Genomic DNA, 18,923 nt, shown 5'->3' with positions numbered 1-18,923 from the left:
AACGGGGCGGAATCGGTTTGGGTGCGGGTAGGTTATTGAGTTTGGGAGGAGACGAACGCCGACCTGACACCATCGACGGTCCTTACTAATCCTCACCCGCTAGGGGGAGGTGACACCGAAGGTGACGGAGGGGGAGGAACACGAAACCTGCGTTGTCGCCCCCTCCCCCTCCGTCTGGCAAGAGCCAGCCACCTCCCCCTAGCGGGGGAGGATCGCAGCTCCTCTACCGCGATCGCGTCCCGAGCACCGCCAGCAGCGTCTTCTCGAATCGCGCAGGATCCTCGACCTGCGGCGAGTGACCCAGCCCCTCGAGCATCACTAGGTTCGCATTCGGCATCTGCTTCACCGCCCGCGGCGCGACCATCGGCACAGGCTCGAGGAACTTGCGCAAGTTCGCCGGCGCCTGCGCCCGGCCGAACGCGGTCTTGTCCAGCGTGCCGATGATCAAGGTAGTCGACGGCGTGATCCGGTACAGCTCGTGCGCGACTGATTGCGTCTTGATCATCTCACTCGTCTTGGCCTGCGCGAGCGCCACGGTGTCGCGCCCTGCCCCCTGGTACATGCCGGCCTGCATCCAGACCCAGCGATCATAGGACGGCTTCCACACGCCGTGATAATAGTTCTCGAGCTGATACGCCTTGATCGACGCGTAGCTCGTCTTCTTCTCGTTCGCCCAGAGCGTGTCGACGTCGGTATAGGGCACGCCCTCCTCGCCGCGATCTTTCAGGCCCAGCGGATTGACGAGCACCAGCTTCTCGACCGACGCCGGGTAGAGAATGGCGTATCGCATCGCGAGCATGCCGCCCATCGAGTGCCCGACGAACGTGGCCCGCGTGATGCCACGCGACTCGAGCAACCGCTTGGTGAACGTCGCCAGCATCTCGAAGCTATACTGGGCCGCGCGCGGCTTGGACGATTTGCAGAAGCCGATCTGGTCTGGAACGATCACCCGGTAGCCAACCTCGCTCAGCGCCCGTGCGGTGCTGCCCCAGGTCGCGCCACAGAAGTTCTTGCCGTGGAGCAGGACGACCGTGCGACCATTGGGACGCTGCGGTGCGATATCCATGAACGCCATTTGCGCCGGTGTGCCGACGATATCGACTTCCATCGTCTGCACCGGCCACGGATAGGTGAAGCGTTCGAGCTGCGGCCCCAGGTCCGGCACCTGCGGAACTGGCCCCGCCCCCATGAGCAACGCCGCGACCGGCAGCGCCAGCATCATCAATCCCGCCTTCATAGTATACGCTTCCCACATCCAACGAGACGGCTTTAAGGTTAACGGGCAAATCATACATCGCGCAACGCATCATCCTTACGACGATAGTTGGGGGACGCTTGCAGGACGAATTGCACGCGAGACGCTTGCCCTTCGCGAAAACGCTGGGTAAGGGGCGCGTCCGTGTAGGAGTGTAGCTCAGTTGGTTAGAGCGTCGGTCTCCAAAACCGAAGGCCCTCGGTTCGAATCCGAGCACTCCTGCCACCCCCTTTAAATTCCCTGCAAAAATCGCGGCGATTGCGCTCGCCGCTTTCCCACGCTCATCGCGATTGCAGAAATTGCATTTCATAATGCAATTTTCGCAATTGATCTATGATGTGCTGCGATGCACAACGATCAGGCCTTTCAGGCATCCTCTCCTAAAAACTTTCACGGCCGGTCTTGTACCGGCCTTTTTTTTCGTCCGCGTTCGGCGTACACCTCGGGCGCCGTCGTCAAGCCGAACGATAAATAGAAACCGTGGGAGCGGAGCCGCCGGTCAAACCGGCACCGGCAAGACGATCGTGCGGGGGATAGAGTGACCCAAGCGCTCTCCCCCGCCACTTCTCCCGGTCACCGCCGTGTCGCTTTCGATACGACGCCCGCCCCTCTCCTGCCGCGCACTTGCTTTCACGACGGGTGGAAGCTATCTGCCGCGCTTCCGACAGCGAGGACGGACCTGCCGCCGCTGCCCTTCACAGGGAGCGGCTAGTGGGTCTATGCCTCGCATCCCAAGTTTCTCAATAAGCGGGTGCGAAGAACATCGTGGCGAAAACGTCCCCACTCGAATTCATCCAGCAGGTCCGCAACGAGACCGCGAAGGTCACGTGGCCGACGCGTCGCGAGACGGTCATGACCGGCGTGATGGTGGTGATCATGACGACGATCCTCGCGGTCTTCTTCTTCGGCGTCGACTCGATCCTGCAAGCGATCGTTTCCCTGCTCCTCAAACTCGCTCAGTAAGCAAGGTTCCGTCATGGCGCGCTGGTACATCATTCACGCCTATTCGGGCTTCGAGGGCAAGGTCCGCGACTCGATCATGGCCGAGGCGACCCGGATGGGTCTCGAACAGCTCGTCGAGCAGATCGAAGTTCCGACCGAAACCACCACCGAAGCCCGTCGCGGCAAGAAGATCGCGGTCGAACGCAAGTTCATGCCTGGCTACGTGCTGGCAAAGCTGAACATGAACGACGACGTGTATCACCTCGTGAAGAACACGCCGAAGGTCACCGGCTTCCTCGGCAGCATGGGCAAGCCGCAGGCGATCAGCGAGGCGGAAGCCACGCGGATGCTCAACAGCAAGGAAGAAGCCGCCGCTGCGCCCAAGCAGAAGGTCAAGGTCGACTACGAGATCGGCGACCAGGTCAAGGTCCTCGACGGCCCGTTCGCGACCTTCAACGGTTTGGTGGAAGAACTCGATTTCGACCGCAGCCGCGTCAAGGTTTCGGTGTCGATCTTCGGGCGTGCGACGCCTGTTGAGTTGGAATTCGAGCAGGTCGAGCGCAGCAAGTAAGGCCAAGCCGCACGCGATTAGCCAAGGGCTAATTGCGAGACGGCGCCAGCCCGGCCGGCGGGCCAACGGCCCGGCCGACGACGCGGGATTTACTCCCGCGTCGCGTCAGCGGCTAACGCGTGCGATACGAAAGGCTTGTTTGCCCGCGAAGGCGGGGATCCAGACTGGGCTCCCGCCTTCGCGGGAGAACAAGGCAGGCGTAGTGATCGCCCTAGACCGTGCCTATGTCCGGTCGGGGCAACTGCAAACAGCTCGCGCGCCTCAAAACCGCACGCTATCCACTACCGCCCGAGCCGCCGCCGCGCTACGGTCGTAGTAGTACAAACTTGGCGCCTCGTACGTCACCAGATACAGCTTCCCGCCAACCACCGCACCGCGTGCTTCGCCACGCCGCTGCAGCGTCTCGTTCTGTTTCGAGAAGGTGTAGGTGAAACGTACGCCCTTGTTGCCGGCGAACTCGATCGGCGCGATCGTGTCGATCGCCATCGACGATGCGTCGCGCGCGATGCGGTAGCTGTTCTCGAGCAACACCGGGATGTCGGTGATCAGCATCGTTGCAGAGACCTTCGGCAACGGCTTGTTCTTCTTGTCGACTTCGCGAAACAGCGGCCTGCCGGACTCGATGCCACCATAGAAGCTGAGATCGTTCAGTTCGTCACCGTCCTGCGTCCAGGTTTCGGCGTTGCGACCGGGGCGCTCGGACAGCTTGTTCCATTCCGTGCCCGGCTGCACCGTCATCGCCGACTTGGCGACGGCGATGCGCTGGCCGGCTGGGATGAGCTTGTTGCCGGCCGCGACGGGCGCTGCGAGCGAGAGCATTGCGACTGCGGCAAGCAGGGCGAGTTTCCTGGACATGGTCGTCCTCCTTACGAGATCAGCGTGGCGATGAGCGCGGCGTCGGTCGCGGCCGGCTTGAGGCGGAGATACGTCGCGAGCGCGGCCTGGCCTTCGGCAACCTGCTGGCCGCGGAGCAACGCCAGCCCGAGGCCGCGATACGCCTCGGGCGGCGCGTCACCCTTGCCGATCGCCTCTTGGTAGAATTGCGCGGCGCTGACGAGATCGCGCGGATTGCCGCGCTCGCGGTACAGGTCGCCGCGCGCGCACAGCAACGGTGTCGACCATCCGGTGCCGTCCGCCAGATTGGCGAGCAGATACTCGCTGCCGCCGAAATCGTTGAGCTTGATCTGGTCGTTGAGGAAGACCGGCAGCCATTTGGCCATCGCCGCCTGATGCGTGTCGACGACCGCGGGCTTGACGTCATGCGCCTCGATCGACGCGGCGCGGAGATACGTTGCACGCGCGAGATCGGTCGGATGCGTGGCGAAGACGCCCACAACGTATTTGTGTTGCGCCCTGCCCCTGCGACCGATGGCGGTCGCATCGGCCTCGCCCATGACGTGCTCCCAGACGTCCGCGGCGGCCGACGACGGGTATTGCGAACGTGCGAGATACTGGAAGCCCGTCATGTCGGCCTCGCGTTCCTGGTCGCGGCTGAAGGCGTACATCTGGCCCACCACGGAGTATTGGATGTTGGCGCTGTTGCGGATGAGGATCGACGCCCACGCCATGACGTCGGTGCCGGTGCGGTGGCTCTTGAAGTCCTTGAGCGAATGCCGGAGCTCGAAATGACCGAACTCGTGGCCGAGGATCGCCCCCAGCTCGGCTTCGCTCCGGACACGAAGCAACAGTCCGGTCCAGACGACCATTGCGCCGTTGGGCGTCATGTACGCGTTGAACGCCGGCACCTCGTCGATATAGAGCCGGACCGATCGACACCGGTCCTCGCCGACGGTCCGGCACAGCACGCCGCGGACATAGGCGTTGAGCGCCGGGTCCTTGATTAGCAACCGGGAGTCACGCTGCACCCGCTCGCGTTCGTCCGCCTCCATCCATATCCCGCGCTCGTCGACCGTCGTCGGGGTATAGGCCTGGGTATAGGTCGGAAGCGGCGGGCGCTTGTCGGCGGCGAGCGCAGACGTACCGATCGCGCTTGCGAGCAGAAGGCCGACCATAGGGATCCGCATGTCAGTGCGCCGCAGCTATGACGGGCGCGGCGGCGATCGGAGCATCGATCGGTTTCCCTGGGAACCCCTCCAGCAACTGCCGCACGCGCTTGTCCGCGCCCTCCGCGTCACGGACGTCGCCGCCCATCTGCATATCGGCGTTCAGCCAGACCAGTTCGCCGGTACGTAGATCGACAAGCCCGGCAAAGCCCTTGTGGACGCCCGCGGTGATCGGAACGCGTGCCATCGCCGCGAAGACCTGCAGCACCTTCCGCCCAGTCGAACCGAAATGATCCTCCGTCGTGATGAACAGCGCATAGTCCGCTTTATCGAGCCCAGGCAGCGTGCGGACATCGGGGCCGAGCCCCCATTCGAACTGGTCCTTGCGCTTCTTGGTCGGCAGGCGGTTGCCCTTGAAGAACTGATACTCGATCACCGACGACGCGACCGCCCCGAACAATTCCTGATATTCCGCGACCTTCGCCGAACCCGCACCGACCGGCTCGACATAGCCGACGACGCTGTTGCCGAGCCCGGTCTGCGCCTTGGCGAGCGCGGTGGCGATGTTCTCCTTCGCCTGATCCGTCCAGTCGGCGTTCGGCTCGTACATCCCGCCGGTCGACTGCGCACCGACCCGGATCGATGGCCGCATCAACACGATCCGCGCGGTACCGGGCGCCAGGACGAAACCAGGCTTCAGCCCAGTCTTCTCCTGCGCATACGCCGGCGCGATCGCCGAAACCGCGAGCATTAGCGCGACCAGCGTCGCACGGCACAAAATGATCATACCCACCCCTGTTCCCGGATGCCCCCATCCGATTCAGGGCATATTAGAGCCGGAGCAGCTCATCGTCCGAGAATTATTTGGTTCAAAACGAGTGCTTTCCGACCTCCAAGGGCCGAACTCTTGCTCTGTGCATCATGGCCGGCTCGACCTGCTTACTCGGGCGGATAAAAATGTTCGCCTACCAGCCATATATGTCGCGTCGAAGAAGAATACCGGATCGATACCTTTACTTGCGCCGCAATATCATTCGGCGAATCAAAATATATTTCACTCGCGAGGCGCAATAACTATTGGTCGAACTGGCATAGATTTGTTCATTATCATCGGGTTGACCTGCACACCTCCTACACCCGAAACGATACCGCATTTATTTTACGTTTGGTTAACCATAACTAGTTATATTGCGCTAACATTTGTAGGACATCCGCGTACAAGACGTTGCGTAGTTACCAATACGCCAAACGAATATGACGTCCGGCGTTATCGGTAAACTCTATGTACCCCATGACCAGCTCGACACGCATGCAACCGTATTCAGCGATCCGCCTACAGGAAATGACTGATGCCTCTGACGACCACGGCCTTAAAGAAATCGCTCGAGCATGGCGATCACTTGCGTTTAGGGATTGCGACGGCTCGCCCGTCCCCGGAGTCAAACGAAGCCGGTCATCGTATCTTGTTCCTCGACCTTGAGAATGCAGCCGCCAACGGCGTTCGTCGTGAACTCGAAGAGATGGGCCACAAAACCGCGTGGATCGGCTTGGCCAGCGAAGAACGCGCCGGGCTGGCGTTTCAACCAGACCTCATCGTGATCAACCCCGATGCCTCGATCGGCAATCGTCACGCGTTTATCGCCTTGTTGGACAAAGAACAGTTTTCCGGGACACTGACGCTGTTGCGGCCCAGCGTGCATTTCCGGGATGCGATTGCCCTGGCGGAGCAGTCCGGGATCGATCACGTCGACTGGCTCGACGCGCCCTATAGCGCGCAGGACATTGTCGACCGCCTGGCCCATATCGCCCGGCAACCGCATGACGGCGACACCGGCGACCGTCATTTCCTGTCGTGGCTGATCCAGCAGGGCCGGTTGCTGCCCAATCTCACGCATGAATTCCATGAGAAACGCAGCCTGCACGACGACATCATCGCCGGCTACGAAACACTCACGCGGTTGCGCAATCGGCCGTCACTCAACCCCGAGCACATCTTCGCACCGTCGACGATCCTCTCGCTGGAGGTCGCCGCGACGTCGCTTGCGGTGGAAGCGGCTGCCCGCCTGCTCGCGGCGCTGGAGGCCGAGGGCAGGCCAGTGCCTATCGCGGTGAACTGCAGCGCCGCCGTGCTCGCGCATCCGGATTTCCTCGCCGCGATGCCGATCCTGTTGCGACGCCATCATGTCGCCCCCGGCATGCTCGGGATCGAACTCACCGAGATCAGTTATTCAGGACTCGACGGTCGCCTGCTGGAAAACATGCGGGAGCTTGGAACGATGGGAATACCCATCTCGCTCGACGATTTCGGCAAGGGCGCGACCAACTTCGATCGCATTTCCGACCTCCCGGTGTCCGAGGTCAAGATCGACCGGAAGATCTTCCAGAAGTGCCGGAAGGGCGAGTTCCCGCCGTCGCTGCTGAAGGAAATCATCGATTATTGCCGAAGCCGGTCGATCGGAACGGTGATCGAGGGCATCGAGACCGCCGACGATCTCGTCCTGGCGAAATCGCTTGGTGCCGACTGCGGACAAGGCTTTTACTGGGGGAAACCCGTGCCGATTGAATCGATCGTACCCCATCATGGTGCCTGACAACAGGTTCGGCCGCTTTATAGGCCGGACGCTCGACGAGGCTGAGCCCGTCGCCACGAACCCGGTCGAAGGTGAGCGGCCCTCGATGCGGCTCGAACTCCGTGAGGTCGAGGGGCTCGACCTTTCGCCACCCCTCGTGCTTGCAGGTGCCTGGGCCTGGTTGTTGTTTCACGAGGCTGGCGGGCTGATCAGCTATTCCGATGGATACGCCACGCGGTCGGCCTGTTACGCCGCAGCCAAGCAGATCGCCTGGCCGGTCGACGTCTTCGAATAAACCGCGGTCGATCGCGCAGCCTCCGCGCGACGACGCGAACGCGCCGGTTGCCGCGCCCCGCGTTTTCGGCTATGCGCGCCGGCTTCCACCTTCATTGATGGAATTTGCGGGAGGCTGTCGCGAGACGGCCGCCATCACCGCTAGGCTCACATAAAGAGAGTGACATGGCTAAAAAGATTACCGGATACATCAAGCTGCAGGTGCCTGCAGGCGAGGCAAAGCCCGCGCCGCCGATCGGGCCTGCGCTGGGTCAGCGCGGCGTGAACATCATGGAGTTCTGCAAGGCGTTCAACGCCGGCACGAGCGAACTGAAGAAGGGCATGCCGATCCCGACCGTCATCACGGTCTATGCGGATCGCTCGTTCTCGTTCGAGACCAAGACCCCGCCAGCATCGTACCTGATCAAGGAGGCCGCTGGTCTCAAGTCGGGTTCGAAGGAGCCGGGCAAGGTCGTCGCCGGCACGATCAAGCGCAGCCAGCTGAGCGAGATCGCCACGACGAAGATGAAGGACCTCAACGCCAACGATATCGACGCTGCGACGAAGATCATCGAAGGCAGCGCCCGCGCAATGGGCCTCGAAGTGGTGGAGGGCTGAGATCATGGCTAAGCTGAGCAAGAAGCAGAAGGCCGTCACGGTCGACCTCGTCAAGCTGCACGGCATCGACGAGGCCATCGGTCTCGCACGGTCGGGCGCCACGTCGAAGTTCGACGAGACGATCGAAGTCGCGCTGAACCTGGGCGTCGATCCGCGTCACGCAGACCAGATGGTCCGCGGCGTGGTGACGCTGCCCAAGGGCACCGGCAAGACCGTCCGCGTCGGCGTGTTCGCCCGCGGCGCGAAGGCTGAAGAAGCTCTCGCAGCAGGCGCAGACGTGGTCGGCGCCGAAGACCTGATGGAAATCATCCAGGGTGGCACGATCGATTTCGATCGCTGCATCGCGACCCCGGACATGATGGGCATCGTCGGTCGCCTCGGTAAGGTGCTGGGTCCGAAGGGCCTGATGCCGAACCCGAAGCTCGGCACGGTGACGATGAACGTCGCCGCCGCCGTTCAGGCTGCCAAGGGTGGCCAGATCGAATACCGCGTCGAGAAGGCCGGCATCATCCATTCGGGCATCGGCAAGGCGTCGTTCCCGGCGGAAGACCTGCGCGCGAACTTCGACGCACTGGTCGACGCAGTGGTCAAGGCCAAGCCGACCGGCGCCAAGGGCAAGTACGTCCAGAAGGTCGCGATCTCGTCGACCATGGGTGCAGGCATCAAGGTCGACACGACCGAGGTTGCTGGCGCGTAAGCCCGAGCCGCACGGGATTAGCGCGAGCTAATCCCGAGACGGCGACAGGCCGGCCGGCGCGGTTACACCGCGACCGACGAGGACGGGATTTACTCCCGTCCCGCCGCTGATAGTTGAGAAGGGCCGGGAGCGATCCCGGCCCTTTTTGCGTGTTGACGATACCGGTCGTTCGGCGAAGATCATCCTACCCACGACTCCGTCATCCTGACGAAAGTCAGGATCCACGGTTACGGACGTCGCCCCTCTGGCTCTGGATCCTGACTTTCGTCAGGATGACGGAGTCGTGGGAAAATACGTGAACGGCGCGCCATTATGGTCCACGTCATGACGCATGATTGAAGCTTCCTGCTACTGTGGCGCGGTAACGCTGTCCGCCGACCTACCGCCTGAATGGGTAGCCGACTGCAACTGCTCGATCTGTCGGCGTTATGGAGTCCTGTGGGCTTATTACCGGGCCAGCGAAGTATGCGTGGCGGCATCCGTTCCGATCGACATCTACAGTTGGGGTGCCAAGACATTGCGCTTCCATCGGTGCGGCGAATGCGGATGCGTAACGCACTGGACGAAAGTCGACCCTGCGATCGACCGGATCGGCATCAACGCCCGCCTGATGCCGCCCGACATCCTCGCGGCGGCCCGCATACGCCGGCTCGATGGCGCGGATACCGGGCTATACCTCGACGCCTGACCCTCTCCGCGATTGACTCCCCCGCCAATTCCGCTAAGGCGCGGCTTCGTTCGGCGGGCTTGCTCGTCGAACTCCGTCCGAGACAGTGGGTGCAGCGGGTTTGCCGGTGCTTAATCTCCCACCTAGACGGGGAATGAGATTTTGTCGGCCCATCTGCGTGCCGCCCCTCTCCCATGCCCCATCGACGAGACACCCCGGAAGCGCGGGTTTGTCTGCGCCTCCGGTTAGTAACCGGGTCCACTGCGCAAGCGGTGAACTCGTAAAACGTGGAGAATGGCATGGATCGTGATCAAAAGACCGCGGCCGTAGCCGAGCTGAACCGCACCTTTTCCGAGGTCGGCGTCGTCGTTGTCACGCGCAACCTCGGCCTGACCGTCGCACAGTCCACTGTGCTGCGGAACAAGATGCGTGACGCCGGCGCGACCTACAAGGTCTCGAAGAACAAGCTTGCCAAGATCGCAATGGACGGCACCGACTACAGCTCGCTGGGCGATATGCTCACGGGTCCGGTCGGTCTGGCCAGCTCCATCGATCCCGTCGCGGCCGCCAAGGTGGTCGTGGAATTCGCGAAGACGAACGACAAGTTCGAAATCGTGGGTGGGGCGATGGGCGCGACGACCCTCGACGTCGACGGTGTGAAGGCGCTCGCAACGCTGCCCTCGCTGGACGAACTGCGTGCCAAGATCGTTGGCCTCATCGTGGCACCCGCCACGAAGCTGGCAACGATCACGCAGGCTCCGGCAGCGCAGCTCGCGCGCGTGCTTTCCGCCTACGCGGAGAAGGAAGCCGCCTGATCTTGCAGGCCTTTCGTTACCTTTTTGAACTGATGGGGCCGATGCCCCGAGATGGAGATTTATCATGGCAGACCTGAACGCGCTCGTTGAGAGCCTGAGCGAACTGACCGTTCTCGAAGCAGCTGAGCTTTCGAAGCTGCTCGAAGAGAAGTGGGGCGTTTCGGCCGCAGCAGCGGTTGCAGCACCGGCAGCAGGCGGCGGCGCCGCTGCTCCTGCAGCAGAAGAGCAGACCGAATTCGACGTCATCCTGACCGGCGACGGTGGCAAGAAGATCAACGTCATCAAGGAAGTCCGTGCGATCACCGCGCTCGGCCTGACCGAAGCCAAGACGCTGGTCGAGTCGGCTCCCAAGGCCGTCAAGGAAGGCGTGTCGAAGGACGAGGCAGCCAAGATCAAGGCTCAGCTCGAAGCAGCTGGCGCCACGGTTGAGGTTAAGTAAGCCGCAGCTGGAGAGACGATTTAGCGTAGCCTAAATCGCACTCCAGCAAGGCCGGCCGGCGGCATTTATGCCGACCGACGAGGCAGGGGCTTTGCCCCTGCCGGCCGCAGCTAAGAAAAAGGGCGGCCCCAGCAATGGGGTCGCCCTTTTTCGTTGTGCACCGCGAAGGTTCCACGTCCCCGGGAAGGCCGGAGCTACACTGGGAACGGCGCCCCTCACGACGGACGTTTCACTTGGGCCCCGGCCTCCGCCGGGGTGGGGAAAATCGGCGGTCAGGCAGGTTCGATTTTGAAGCGTCGTGCGTCGTCCGCCCGCTCCGCCCGCTCCACCGCCGCATCCAGATCGCGCGGATGCACGGTCCACCCCTTCCACGTCAGCCCGGTCTTCACCCCGACGAATACCGCCGATCCGACCAGCGCTGCGAACAGCCCGACCCACAGCGCATCGAACGCCATCAAAGCCCACACGATTGCCGATGGCTGCCCCATAGCGAGCTTGTGGTTGGCCATGTGCAACGCCTGAGCCGGACCGAACGCTGTCGCCGCCAATACGCTGAGGACAATTCCAGCGGGTAACAGCGACGTCATCGCCCGCCTCGGCGTCACCCCAGGATCCTCGATCAACGCGCCGACGACGTAAATCCAGAACCCGCCTTGGATGACCGTGGAAACGATCTGCAGCGGCACGTTGATCGCCGGCGATAGTCCTTGTTTGCCGAGCCACATGAACGGCCATGCAGCCGCCAATCCCACGATCATGCCCGCCACGACGCGAACAATGGTCATCGGCGGAACCTGCAGCGTCCGGCGGACGGACCCGACCGACCAGAACCGCGCGACCGCGAGAATCGCGATGACGAACCCCGCCACCTTCACATAGCCGAAGCCCCAGCGCAGCGGATCGTTGCCGAGTGCACGAAACTGTTCGATCGATACGAACATGCCGAGGTGAATCTCCGCGATATGCTGCAGGAATTCCGGCACCACCGCGATCGCCAGGACGAGCGGTACCGCCCTCACCGCGCGTCCACCGAGCCGATACGTCTCCACGACGGCGCGCGCCATGCCGGAGACAGCGTCGATGATCCGCATGCCCACTCCGCGTCTTTCCGTACGATCGCTCATGCCGTTTCCCCCTCTGACGTGAAACTCAGGATGTCGCCCGGCTGGCAGTCGAGCGCTGTGCAGATCGCCTCCAGCGTCGAGAAGCGGATCGCCTTGGCCTTGCCGGTCTTGAGGATCGACAGGTTCGCCATCGTGATGTCGACCGCCTGCGAAAGCTCGGTCAGCGTCATGCCGCGTGCCGCAAGCATGCCGTCGAGCGTGACGATGACGGGCATCAGACGGTCATCGCCAGATCGTCGCGCATGCGGGCGCCGACGCGGAACACCCGGGCGAGCACGAACAACATCACGACCCCGATCCAGCCGGTGAAGCCAGGCACCCATGTTGCGTGATCGACACCGAGCCGGTCGAGCGCGAGCACGACCCCGCCAAAAGCGAGATCGAGCAGCTGGATCGCGAACAGCGCCCAGCCGATCCGTTGGAGACGATCGGCGTTGGCGACGACGAACGGGTCGCCGGCCCGCACCGTCGCGAGGATTGCCAGCAAAGGGATGAACAGGTGATACACCGCTACGCACGCGAGGAGGCCGAGGACGCCTGTGAGCCGCAGCAACGCAATGGTCTCGCCGACATAGCGGCCGTGATATTTGGCGGCGATCTGGGCGGTGAGCGCGTCACTGAAGACGAACGAAGCGATGATCGCGATCATGAACCCAAACGCGACAATCCAGTTCAGCCAGTTCGCGAACCGTACCAGTCCGCTCGCGACGACGAGAACACGATCCTGCATGCCGACCTCCGTTTATCGATAAACAATATGTATCGTTTATCGATAAACGTCAATCGTGTCGCGTCAGCCCTTGCTCGGGTCGTGACGGCAACCGGTCAGCGTTCGAAGATCGCCGCGTGCGGCCGGGCCGCGACCGTGCTGTACATGCGGGCGGGGGCGTCGAGCCAGAACGGCGCGAGCTTGGGGGAGTCGACGCGTTCTACGCCTACCACCCACGCGCGAGCGAACTGCGCCTCGTCGTTAGCCGTCACGTACACGATGTTGGTCGCGACGACGGGCACGAACATCGGCCGGTTGGCCGCGGTCATCGTGCGGATCGCCTCTCGCGCGATCGCCGTCACGGTACGGATCGTCCGCGTTTCGCCCGGCGCCAGCGCGAACGGCGGGGCGACGGGCCGCACGACGGGCGCCGCGTTGAACTGCGCAAGGTCCTGATCCTGATCGGCGTTCGCGGTGAGCAACGCGACGCCGGTGCGGATCGCTTCGGCCGATGCGGTGCCCGTATTGGTCACGACGAGTTCGCACTCGACGGTGGCGCTGAGCAGGTTGAGACCGGCGCGCAACGGGCGCAGTTCGCAGGTCAGCCGGGCACGCGCGGCGACTGGCGGCGTAGGCGGCACCTTGCCCTTGGGCTCGAGGAATTTGGGCGCGGCCGTTGGGACGGCAGCCACCGGTGCGACCGCAGATGCCGTGGCAGGGGTGACGGCCGCTGGGCTTTCGGCCGGTTCGGAGACGACCGGCCTGAGGGCGACTGGCTGGGGGGCAATAGGCTGGGCGACAACCGGCTTCGCCGCAACGGGCGGCGGAGTCGGCTCGACATAGGCTTCGGGTTCGGCACTCTCGTGCCGGTGGCTGCGCGGCTTGCGGCGGAGCGCCCACAGCGCTCCGAGAACCACGACAATCGCCGTCAGCGAAAGCCACAGGGGCATCGCGCTGCCCTTTTCCGGCGTCGAGAGCGTGGATTCCGGGGTTGGGGCCGGCGTCGTTGCTGGCACCGACGCGGTGGGCTGCGGCACCACTTCGGTGGTCGGGGTCTGCGGTGGCGACGATTGGAGAGCGGGCTCGGGCGTGGGCGTGGCGACGGGCGCCGGTTCGACCGATGTCGACGGACGCGTCGGCTCGTCGTCCGAGGCGCGTGGTCGGGCCGTGGGCTCCGGCGCAGTCCGGGTGGTTGCGCGTTCGCGCGTGGGTGCATCGGTCGTCGTGCGCTCGACGCCTGCACGTTGCGTGGTCGCACGATCGGTGGCTGGCTTTGCCGCAGCGGTCGAGCGGGTAGTACGACGTGGAGCGGGCGTGGTGTTCGGCAGGACGATCGTCGGTGCGGCGGGCACCGGAATCGCGGTGGCGTCGGGGTTCGCCTGCGTGCCGGGGGTCTGGAGGCGCTCCAAGCCACGCACGGGTGCGGCCGGCTCGGTTTGCGCGGCCGCCGGGGTCGCTGTGGCGGCCAGGACGGTCATGGTGGCGAGCAGGGCGGCCAGCGCCCCGCGGTCGGTCGTCATCGTCGAAATCCCCTGCGCGCGGTCGTCGCGGCGTTGTGGGCGGGGGAGGCTGAACGTGACCCGACGGCAACCCGTGATGCGACGAGTTGCTTCTGGGTAGCGGTGAAACGTTGGTGGCGTATGAGCGGCTGGGCGTCGGTGGACTGCACTCCGCCTTGCCAGTGGAGAGTGTTGCCGCAGGTATCGGAAAGAGCGGACGCGGAGCAGGGCGCTTCCCTTACCTCCCCCTCCGTCTGGCAAGGGCCAGCCACCTCCCCCTTGCGGGGGAGGATCAGGAGGCTGGCTTACTTGGGTGCGACGACCACTGCGCCGCCCTTCATCACGAAGGCGGGGTGTTCCAACTGGCGGACGTCGGCGAGCGGATCGCCGTCGACCGCGACGAGATCGCCGAACCGGCCCGGCTGGATCGCACCGACGTCTGCCGTCCTCGCCAACGCGATCGCGGCGCTGGAGGTGGCGGCCTGGATCGCCTCCATCGGCGTCATGCCCCATTCGACCATCTTGGCGAACTGGAGCGCGTTGTTGCCGTTGGGGTAGACGCCGCCGTCGGTGCCGAACAGCATCTTCACCCCGGCGGCGTGCGCGGCGCGGAAGGTCTGGCGCTGCTTGAGGCCGACCTGGCGTTCCTTCTCCAGGCTCTCGGGGAAGACGCCGTTCTTGGCGCCCTCGGCAAGGATATAGTCGTCGTCGTAGATATCCATGTCGAACCACGCCCCGCTCGCCTTGGCCAACTTGAACGATTCGGCGTCGGCGAGGCTGGCGTGTTCGATCGTGTCGACGCCCGCGCGCAGTGCGTCGTTGATGCCTTCGCTGCCGTGCGCGTGGACCGCGACCTTCATGCCGAGCATATGCGCTTCCTCGACGATCGCCTTTATCTCGGCGAGGCTGATTTGCTGCGCGCCGACGGCGTCGGTCTTCGAGAGGACGCCGCCAGTCATGCAGACCTTGACCACCTCGGCACCGTATTTGCGGATCGTCCGCACCGCGCCGCGAAATTCGTCGGGCGTGTTGGCGATCTGTGGGTGCGGGACCTGGATCGAGGGCGGGAATTCGGTCGCGTCGCAGTGGCCGCCGGTTGCGCCGAGCGCGTAGGTAGCGGGGACGATGCGGGGGCCGGGGACATAGCCGCGCTCGATACCCTGCTTCAGCGCGACGTCGTCGTAATTGGCCGAACCGACGTTGCGGACGGTGGTGAAGCCCGCATCGAGCGTCTTCCGGGCGTTCGCCACGCCGACGACGGTCCAGAAATTGTCGGTGAACTCGAGCTGCCGATAGCCGCTGAGCGTCGGGTCGCTGGTCAGATGGACGTGCATGTCGATCAGGCCGGGGAGCAGCGTCCGCTCGCCCAGATCGACGCGTTCGGCACCGGCGGGCACGGCATCGCCTTTGCGTCCGACCGCGGCGATACGGCCGTCGACGATCGTCACCTGCGGATTGTCGACGCGCTTGCCGGCAAGGACGTCGATCATGTGCGCTGCGGTAACGACGACCGTCTTCGCATCGGCATTGGCGGCGGTCGTCGCGAGTAGCGTCGCGATGAGAATGCGCGCGATCATGTAGGTCCCCTTCCCCGTGTTACGCGCTGTGTGCGGTACCGCGGGCGATCGGGCAAGTGCCGCGTCTTGCCCTATTATCGACACCGGTACAGGCCATCTGTGATGCTTCCGACGACGAGATCGCCTGTGATGATGCTTCGATTTCTTCCGTTCTGCGCGCTGGCTGCTGCGCTGGTGCCCTTGGCTGCGGGCGCCGATCCGGCACCGTTCGACCTGACCGGGCCCAGCCTGCGCGTCGGCGTGACGCATGGGACGACGACGTTGCCGATCGCGCAGGTGCCGAGACTCGCAACCGGCGACCGCGTGTCGATCGCGGCGGACCTGGCCGTCGGCAAGAAGGACGACGGCGCGCGCTATCTGCTGGTTGCGGCATTCCTGCGCGATGCGACCGAGCCGCCACCGAAGTCGTGGTTCTTCAAGGCCGAGACGTGGAAGGCGAAGAAGAACACGCTGGCGTTGACGGTACCGGACGGCGCGCGGCAACTGGTGGTGTTCCTGGTGCCCGAAAGCGGCGGGTTCGATGCTGTCGTGTCGGCGGTGCGCAAGCAGCCCGGGGCGTTCGTGCGCGCGGTGCAGGATCTGGATCAGGCGTCGCTTGATCGGGCGCGGCTCGATGCGTTTCTGGATGGGATACATGCGCTGGAGCGGACGCGGCCGGAGCGGATCGAGGCGGTCTCGCCATTGTTGTCGCGGAGCCTGGCGATCAAGCTGAAGGCGGAATGCCTCGATCTCGCGGCGGACCTGCAAGCCTCCTGCCTGACGCAAAGCCGCGATTCGCTGGTGCTGGCGGATGGGCAGAGTTCGACGCTGGCGGATACTCTGGTGGGGGCGCCGACCGATCTGGCGCTGCAACTGAGCGCGACGCCCGAGGGCGGGCTTGGCTATTACAGCCCGTATATCGGCGTGGTCCGCGATCTGGCGAAGATCTTCGGCGCGTTCCAGACGACGCAGTTCCGGTATATTCCGGCACTGGCGCGGGCACACGACGATCGGCTGGCGCTGTTGCTGAATGCGGCGCCGTCGTTCGCCAGCCCCAAGTCGGTGATGGTCGTGGCGATGCCGGTGATCGAGACCGGTGCGCCGCAGACGCCGACGATGCGGCGCGCGGAGGCCGACCGGCTGGTGTGTGCCGCCAAGCCCGATCTGGTGCTGCCGGTCGAGGGGGCGCCGCTGATCTATGCCACCAAGTTCGCGCACGATATGAGCTTGCGGGTGACGACTCCGCAGGGGGGCGTGGTCGAGCTGCCGGTGCAGGCGGATGCGGAGCGTGGCGGCTATGTGCTCGACCAGGTCGGGATGCAGACCGCGGGGTTGAGCAGCGTGACCGATGCGACGTTGCATGGGCGCTGGGGCTTCACGCCGTTCGATGGACCGCGGTTTCGGTTGCAGGTGCCGCGCGCCGGTGGGTGGCAGATGGTCGATACCGATCCCGAGAGTCTCGTGGTCGGGCGTGACAATGCGGTCTCGCTGGCGGGGCCGACGCCAAGTTGCGTGGAGTCGGTGACATTGGTCGGTGCTGCGGGCGACGTGCCGCTCGCGTGGACGTCGACCGGCGAGCGCATCGGGCTGACCTTGCCGTTGGCCAAGGCCGCGCCGGGGAAATTGTCACTGCTCGTGAAGCAATACGGGATCGAGGCGCCGGACAAGATCGCGTTGACCGCGCTCGCAGAGGCAGGGCGGATCGATGGTCTGACGCTGTATGCCGGTGATGCGTCTGGGACGTTGAGTGGGACGCGGCTCGATCTGGTGGCGTCGATGACGATCGACGGGGTCGCGTTCAAGCCGGGTGACGTCGTGCGGGCGGACAAGGCGGATCGGCTGGCACTGGCGGCGGGTACGGTGCCGACGTTCGCTGCTGGCCAGGCGAAGACGGCGCTCGTGACACTGACCGATGGACGGAAGCGGTCGGTGAAGTTCACCGTCGCGGCAGCGCGGCCGAAGGGGACGCTGATCGCCAAGAGTCTGGTGACGCCCCCCTCCCCTGGCCTGCCGGTCGTGCTGGCCGGTGATACGGCGATCGCGCAGGATGCCCGCCTGACGTTCTCGCTGCGTGCGGAGGGCACACGATTTTCTGCGAGCGACAGTGTCGAGATCGCGACGGCGGATGGCGCGATGACGACCAGTGTCACGTCGGGGCGCGGGCTGACGGTGCAGGACGATCGGATCGCTGTAGTGTCGGTGGAGCCGGGCAAGGCGCTCGGGGTTTCCGCGCATGGGCCGCTCAAATGGCGACTGGTGCAAGGCGGCATTGCGGGGGATTGGGTGCCGCTCACGACGCTGGTGCGGACGCCGGCATTGGCTGAGGTCGCGTGCAAGGAGACCTGTACGCTGACCGGGACCGACCTGTTCCTGATCGAGTCGATCGCGGCGAATGCTGGGTTTGCCAACGCGGTTCGCGTGCCGGACGGGTTCACCGGGGCTTCGCTCGCGGTGCCGAAGCCGGTCGGCGGAACGCTGTTCCTGCGGCTGCGAGACGATCCGGGCGTGACGGCGTCGATCGCGGTCGGTTCGTAGCGTTCGCCGGTTGTCGCGCGCCCAGTCGTGACCATCGCTGGCCGGTTTGCGGTGGCGGCGGGCGGGCGATTGTCGCTATGGGGCGCGGATGACCGCATCGGATCTCCAGAGCCTGTTCGTCACCAACCTCGTCCGGTACAATAGCGGTGACCGGCGGCGGTGGCGGCTGATCGTCGGCGACGTGAAGGTCTACAGCCTCGCGACGCACGCGCATTGCAACTGGGCGGTGACCCCGTCGGGCAGCGCGAGCGAAGTCGACGCGGTCGAGCGGCTGGCGGACCGGCTGCGCGAGGATCACCCTATCATCACTGTCGGCTGACGGCCTTTCATCTACGCAGGAGCATCACATGGCGAAGCAATATTGGGCGCAGATCATCGAACTCGATGAAGAAATGACCGCCGCGACTATCCCCGGCGCAACCGATCACGAGGATGCGGCGGATTCGCTGGTCGCGGATTTCGTCGGCGCGATGGGCGGCGAGATCACGTCGGGCGCGGTGCGTGTCTGGGTGCAGGGCGGAGTCGAGAAGGTCTATGACTGGAAGGCGGACTTCACGATGCCCGACATGGACGAGATGGGCGACGAGGACGAGATGGAGGTCGAGGGCGAGATCGAGCTTACCGAGCGGGTTTGACCCCGCTCCCCTCCC

General features: G+C 64.5%; 21 protein-coding genes and 1 tRNA gene. 13 read left to right on the top strand and 9 right to left on the bottom strand.

Annotated features, from left to right (window positions below; all coding sequences use genetic code 11):
• Nucleotides 1-223 precede the first annotated feature (223 nt).
• The gene (locus AC59GX_RS02895) at nucleotides 224-1,237 is read right to left on the bottom strand and encodes an alpha/beta fold hydrolase (RefSeq protein WP_426281051.1); all 1,014 of its coding nucleotides are present in this window, start codon (nucleotides 1,235-1,237) and stop codon (nucleotides 224-226) included.
• Between the two features lie 166 nt (nucleotides 1,238-1,403).
• On the opposite strand from AC59GX_RS02895, the gene AC59GX_RS02890 reads away from it, so the two are divergent.
• From AC59GX_RS02890 to nusG, 3 genes are all read left to right on the top strand, one after another.
• A tRNA-Trp gene (locus tag AC59GX_RS02890) sits at nucleotides 1,404-1,480 on the top strand.
• Between the two features lie 540 nt (nucleotides 1,481-2,020).
• Nucleotides 2,021-2,218, top strand: coding sequence for a preprotein translocase subunit SecE (secE, locus tag AC59GX_RS02885; protein ID WP_056486886.1), 198 nt, complete (start codon nucleotides 2,021-2,023; stop codon nucleotides 2,216-2,218).
• Between the two features lie 13 nt (nucleotides 2,219-2,231).
• A complete protein-coding gene (nusG, locus tag AC59GX_RS02880; protein ID WP_055872668.1) occupies nucleotides 2,232-2,768 on the top strand; it encodes a transcription termination/antitermination protein NusG in 537 nt (178 codons plus the stop codon).
• A 261-nt stretch (nucleotides 2,769-3,029) separates the two neighbouring features.
• Here the strand turns inward: nusG and AC59GX_RS02875 are convergent, their stop codons facing one another.
• The 3 genes from AC59GX_RS02875 to AC59GX_RS02865 are packed head-to-tail and all read right to left on the bottom strand — an operon-like array spanning nucleotide 3,030 to nucleotide 5,558.
• Nucleotides 3,030-3,623 (bottom strand): hypothetical protein, encoded by a 594-nt coding sequence (locus AC59GX_RS02875; protein ID WP_426281052.1) that lies wholly within the window; start codon nucleotides 3,621-3,623, stop codon nucleotides 3,030-3,032.
• Between the two features lie 11 nt (nucleotides 3,624-3,634).
• Nucleotides 3,635-4,792 (bottom strand): M48 family metallopeptidase, encoded by a 1,158-nt coding sequence (locus AC59GX_RS02870; RefSeq protein WP_497300773.1) that lies wholly within the window; start codon nucleotides 4,790-4,792, stop codon nucleotides 3,635-3,637.
• Between the two features lies 1 nt (nucleotide 4,793).
• The gene (locus tag AC59GX_RS02865; protein WP_426281117.1) at nucleotides 4,794-5,558 is read right to left on the bottom strand and encodes a hypothetical protein; all 765 of its coding nucleotides are present in this window, start codon (nucleotides 5,556-5,558) and stop codon (nucleotides 4,794-4,796) included.
• A 562-nt stretch (nucleotides 5,559-6,120) separates the two neighbouring features.
• Between AC59GX_RS02865 and AC59GX_RS02860 the strand changes: the two genes are divergently transcribed.
• The 7 genes from AC59GX_RS02860 (at nucleotide 6,121) to rplL (ending at nucleotide 10,850) form a co-directional block, all read left to right on the top strand.
• Nucleotides 6,121-7,362, top strand: a complete 1,242-nt coding sequence (locus AC59GX_RS02860; protein WP_497300772.1) for an EAL domain-containing protein — start codon at nucleotides 6,121-6,123, stop codon at nucleotides 7,360-7,362.
• A complete protein-coding gene (locus AC59GX_RS02855; protein WP_497300771.1) occupies nucleotides 7,355-7,636 on the top strand; it encodes a hypothetical protein in 282 nt (93 codons plus the stop codon). The genes AC59GX_RS02860 and AC59GX_RS02855 overlap by 8 nt, the downstream gene beginning before the upstream one ends.
• A gap of 164 nt (nucleotides 7,637-7,800) precedes the next feature.
• Nucleotides 7,801-8,232, top strand: coding sequence for a 50S ribosomal protein L11 (gene rplK, locus AC59GX_RS02850; RefSeq protein ID WP_056047586.1), 432 nt, complete (start codon nucleotides 7,801-7,803; stop codon nucleotides 8,230-8,232).
• A 4-nt stretch (nucleotides 8,233-8,236) separates the two neighbouring features.
• On the top strand, nucleotides 8,237-8,929 hold the full coding sequence (rplA, locus tag AC59GX_RS02845; protein ID WP_056047582.1) for a 50S ribosomal protein L1: 693 nt from the start codon (nucleotides 8,237-8,239) through the stop codon (nucleotides 8,927-8,929).
• Between the two features lie 331 nt (nucleotides 8,930-9,260).
• Entirely contained in the window at nucleotides 9,261-9,617 is a 357-nt protein-coding gene (locus AC59GX_RS02840; protein ID WP_426281056.1) for a GFA family protein, read from the top strand.
• Nucleotides 9,618-9,895: 278 nt separating this feature from the next.
• Nucleotides 9,896-10,411, top strand: coding sequence for a 50S ribosomal protein L10 (gene rplJ / locus AC59GX_RS02835; RefSeq protein ID WP_055879768.1), 516 nt, complete (start codon nucleotides 9,896-9,898; stop codon nucleotides 10,409-10,411).
• 64 nt (nucleotides 10,412-10,475) lie between these two features.
• Nucleotides 10,476-10,850, top strand: coding sequence for a 50S ribosomal protein L7/L12 (gene rplL / locus AC59GX_RS02830; protein WP_056047577.1), 375 nt, complete (start codon nucleotides 10,476-10,478; stop codon nucleotides 10,848-10,850).
• 272 nt (nucleotides 10,851-11,122) lie between these two features.
• Here the strand turns inward: rplL and AC59GX_RS02825 are convergent, their stop codons facing one another.
• The 5 genes from AC59GX_RS02825 to AC59GX_RS02805 all read right to left on the bottom strand — a co-directional run bounded on the left by AC59GX_RS02825 (nucleotide 11,123) and on the right by AC59GX_RS02805 (nucleotide 15,759).
• On the bottom strand, nucleotides 11,123-11,941 hold the full coding sequence (locus AC59GX_RS02825; protein WP_426281057.1) for a hypothetical protein: 819 nt from the start codon (nucleotides 11,939-11,941) through the stop codon (nucleotides 11,123-11,125).
• 29 nt (nucleotides 11,942-11,970) lie between these two features.
• Complete coding sequence (locus AC59GX_RS02820) at nucleotides 11,971-12,189, bottom strand: helix-turn-helix domain-containing protein (RefSeq protein WP_426281058.1); 219 nt, start codon at nucleotides 12,187-12,189, stop codon at nucleotides 11,971-11,973.
• Nucleotides 12,189-12,704 carry a DUF2975 domain-containing protein gene (locus AC59GX_RS02815; RefSeq protein WP_426281059.1) on the bottom strand — a complete coding sequence of 172 codons (516 nt, stop codon included), beginning with the start codon at nucleotides 12,702-12,704 and terminating at the stop codon, nucleotides 12,189-12,191. Before AC59GX_RS02815 ends, AC59GX_RS02820 begins: the two co-directional genes overlap by 1 nt.
• 95 nt (nucleotides 12,705-12,799) lie before the next feature.
• Nucleotides 12,800-14,203: a hypothetical protein gene (locus AC59GX_RS02810; protein WP_497300769.1), complete on the bottom strand. Its 1,404-nt coding sequence runs from the start codon at nucleotides 14,201-14,203 to the stop codon at nucleotides 12,800-12,802.
• A 284-nt stretch (nucleotides 14,204-14,487) separates the two neighbouring features.
• The gene (locus AC59GX_RS02805; protein WP_497300768.1) at nucleotides 14,488-15,759 is read right to left on the bottom strand and encodes a Xaa-Pro dipeptidase; all 1,272 of its coding nucleotides are present in this window, start codon (nucleotides 15,757-15,759) and stop codon (nucleotides 14,488-14,490) included.
• A gap of 132 nt (nucleotides 15,760-15,891) precedes the next feature.
• Here AC59GX_RS02805 and AC59GX_RS02800 point away from each other — a divergent pair, with 132 nt between their 5' ends.
• The 3 genes from AC59GX_RS02800 to AC59GX_RS02790 all read left to right on the top strand — a co-directional run bounded on the left by AC59GX_RS02800 (nucleotide 15,892) and on the right by AC59GX_RS02790 (nucleotide 18,908).
• The gene (locus tag AC59GX_RS02800) at nucleotides 15,892-18,273 is read left to right on the top strand and encodes a hypothetical protein (RefSeq protein ID WP_497300767.1); all 2,382 of its coding nucleotides are present in this window, start codon (nucleotides 15,892-15,894) and stop codon (nucleotides 18,271-18,273) included.
• Nucleotides 18,274-18,361: 88 nt separating this feature from the next.
• Entirely contained in the window at nucleotides 18,362-18,592 is a 231-nt protein-coding gene (locus AC59GX_RS02795; protein WP_426281063.1) for a hypothetical protein, read from the top strand.
• Between the two features lie 28 nt (nucleotides 18,593-18,620).
• Entirely contained in the window at nucleotides 18,621-18,908 is a 288-nt protein-coding gene (locus AC59GX_RS02790) for a hypothetical protein (protein ID WP_056047554.1), read from the top strand.
• The last annotated feature ends 15 nt before the right edge of the window (nucleotides 18,909-18,923 follow it).

The organism is Sphingomonas sp. 320_CC (assembly GCF_059691795.1).
The sequence above is the reverse complement of the archived record's forward strand: the minus strand, read 5'-3'. Positions and strand labels throughout refer to the sequence as shown.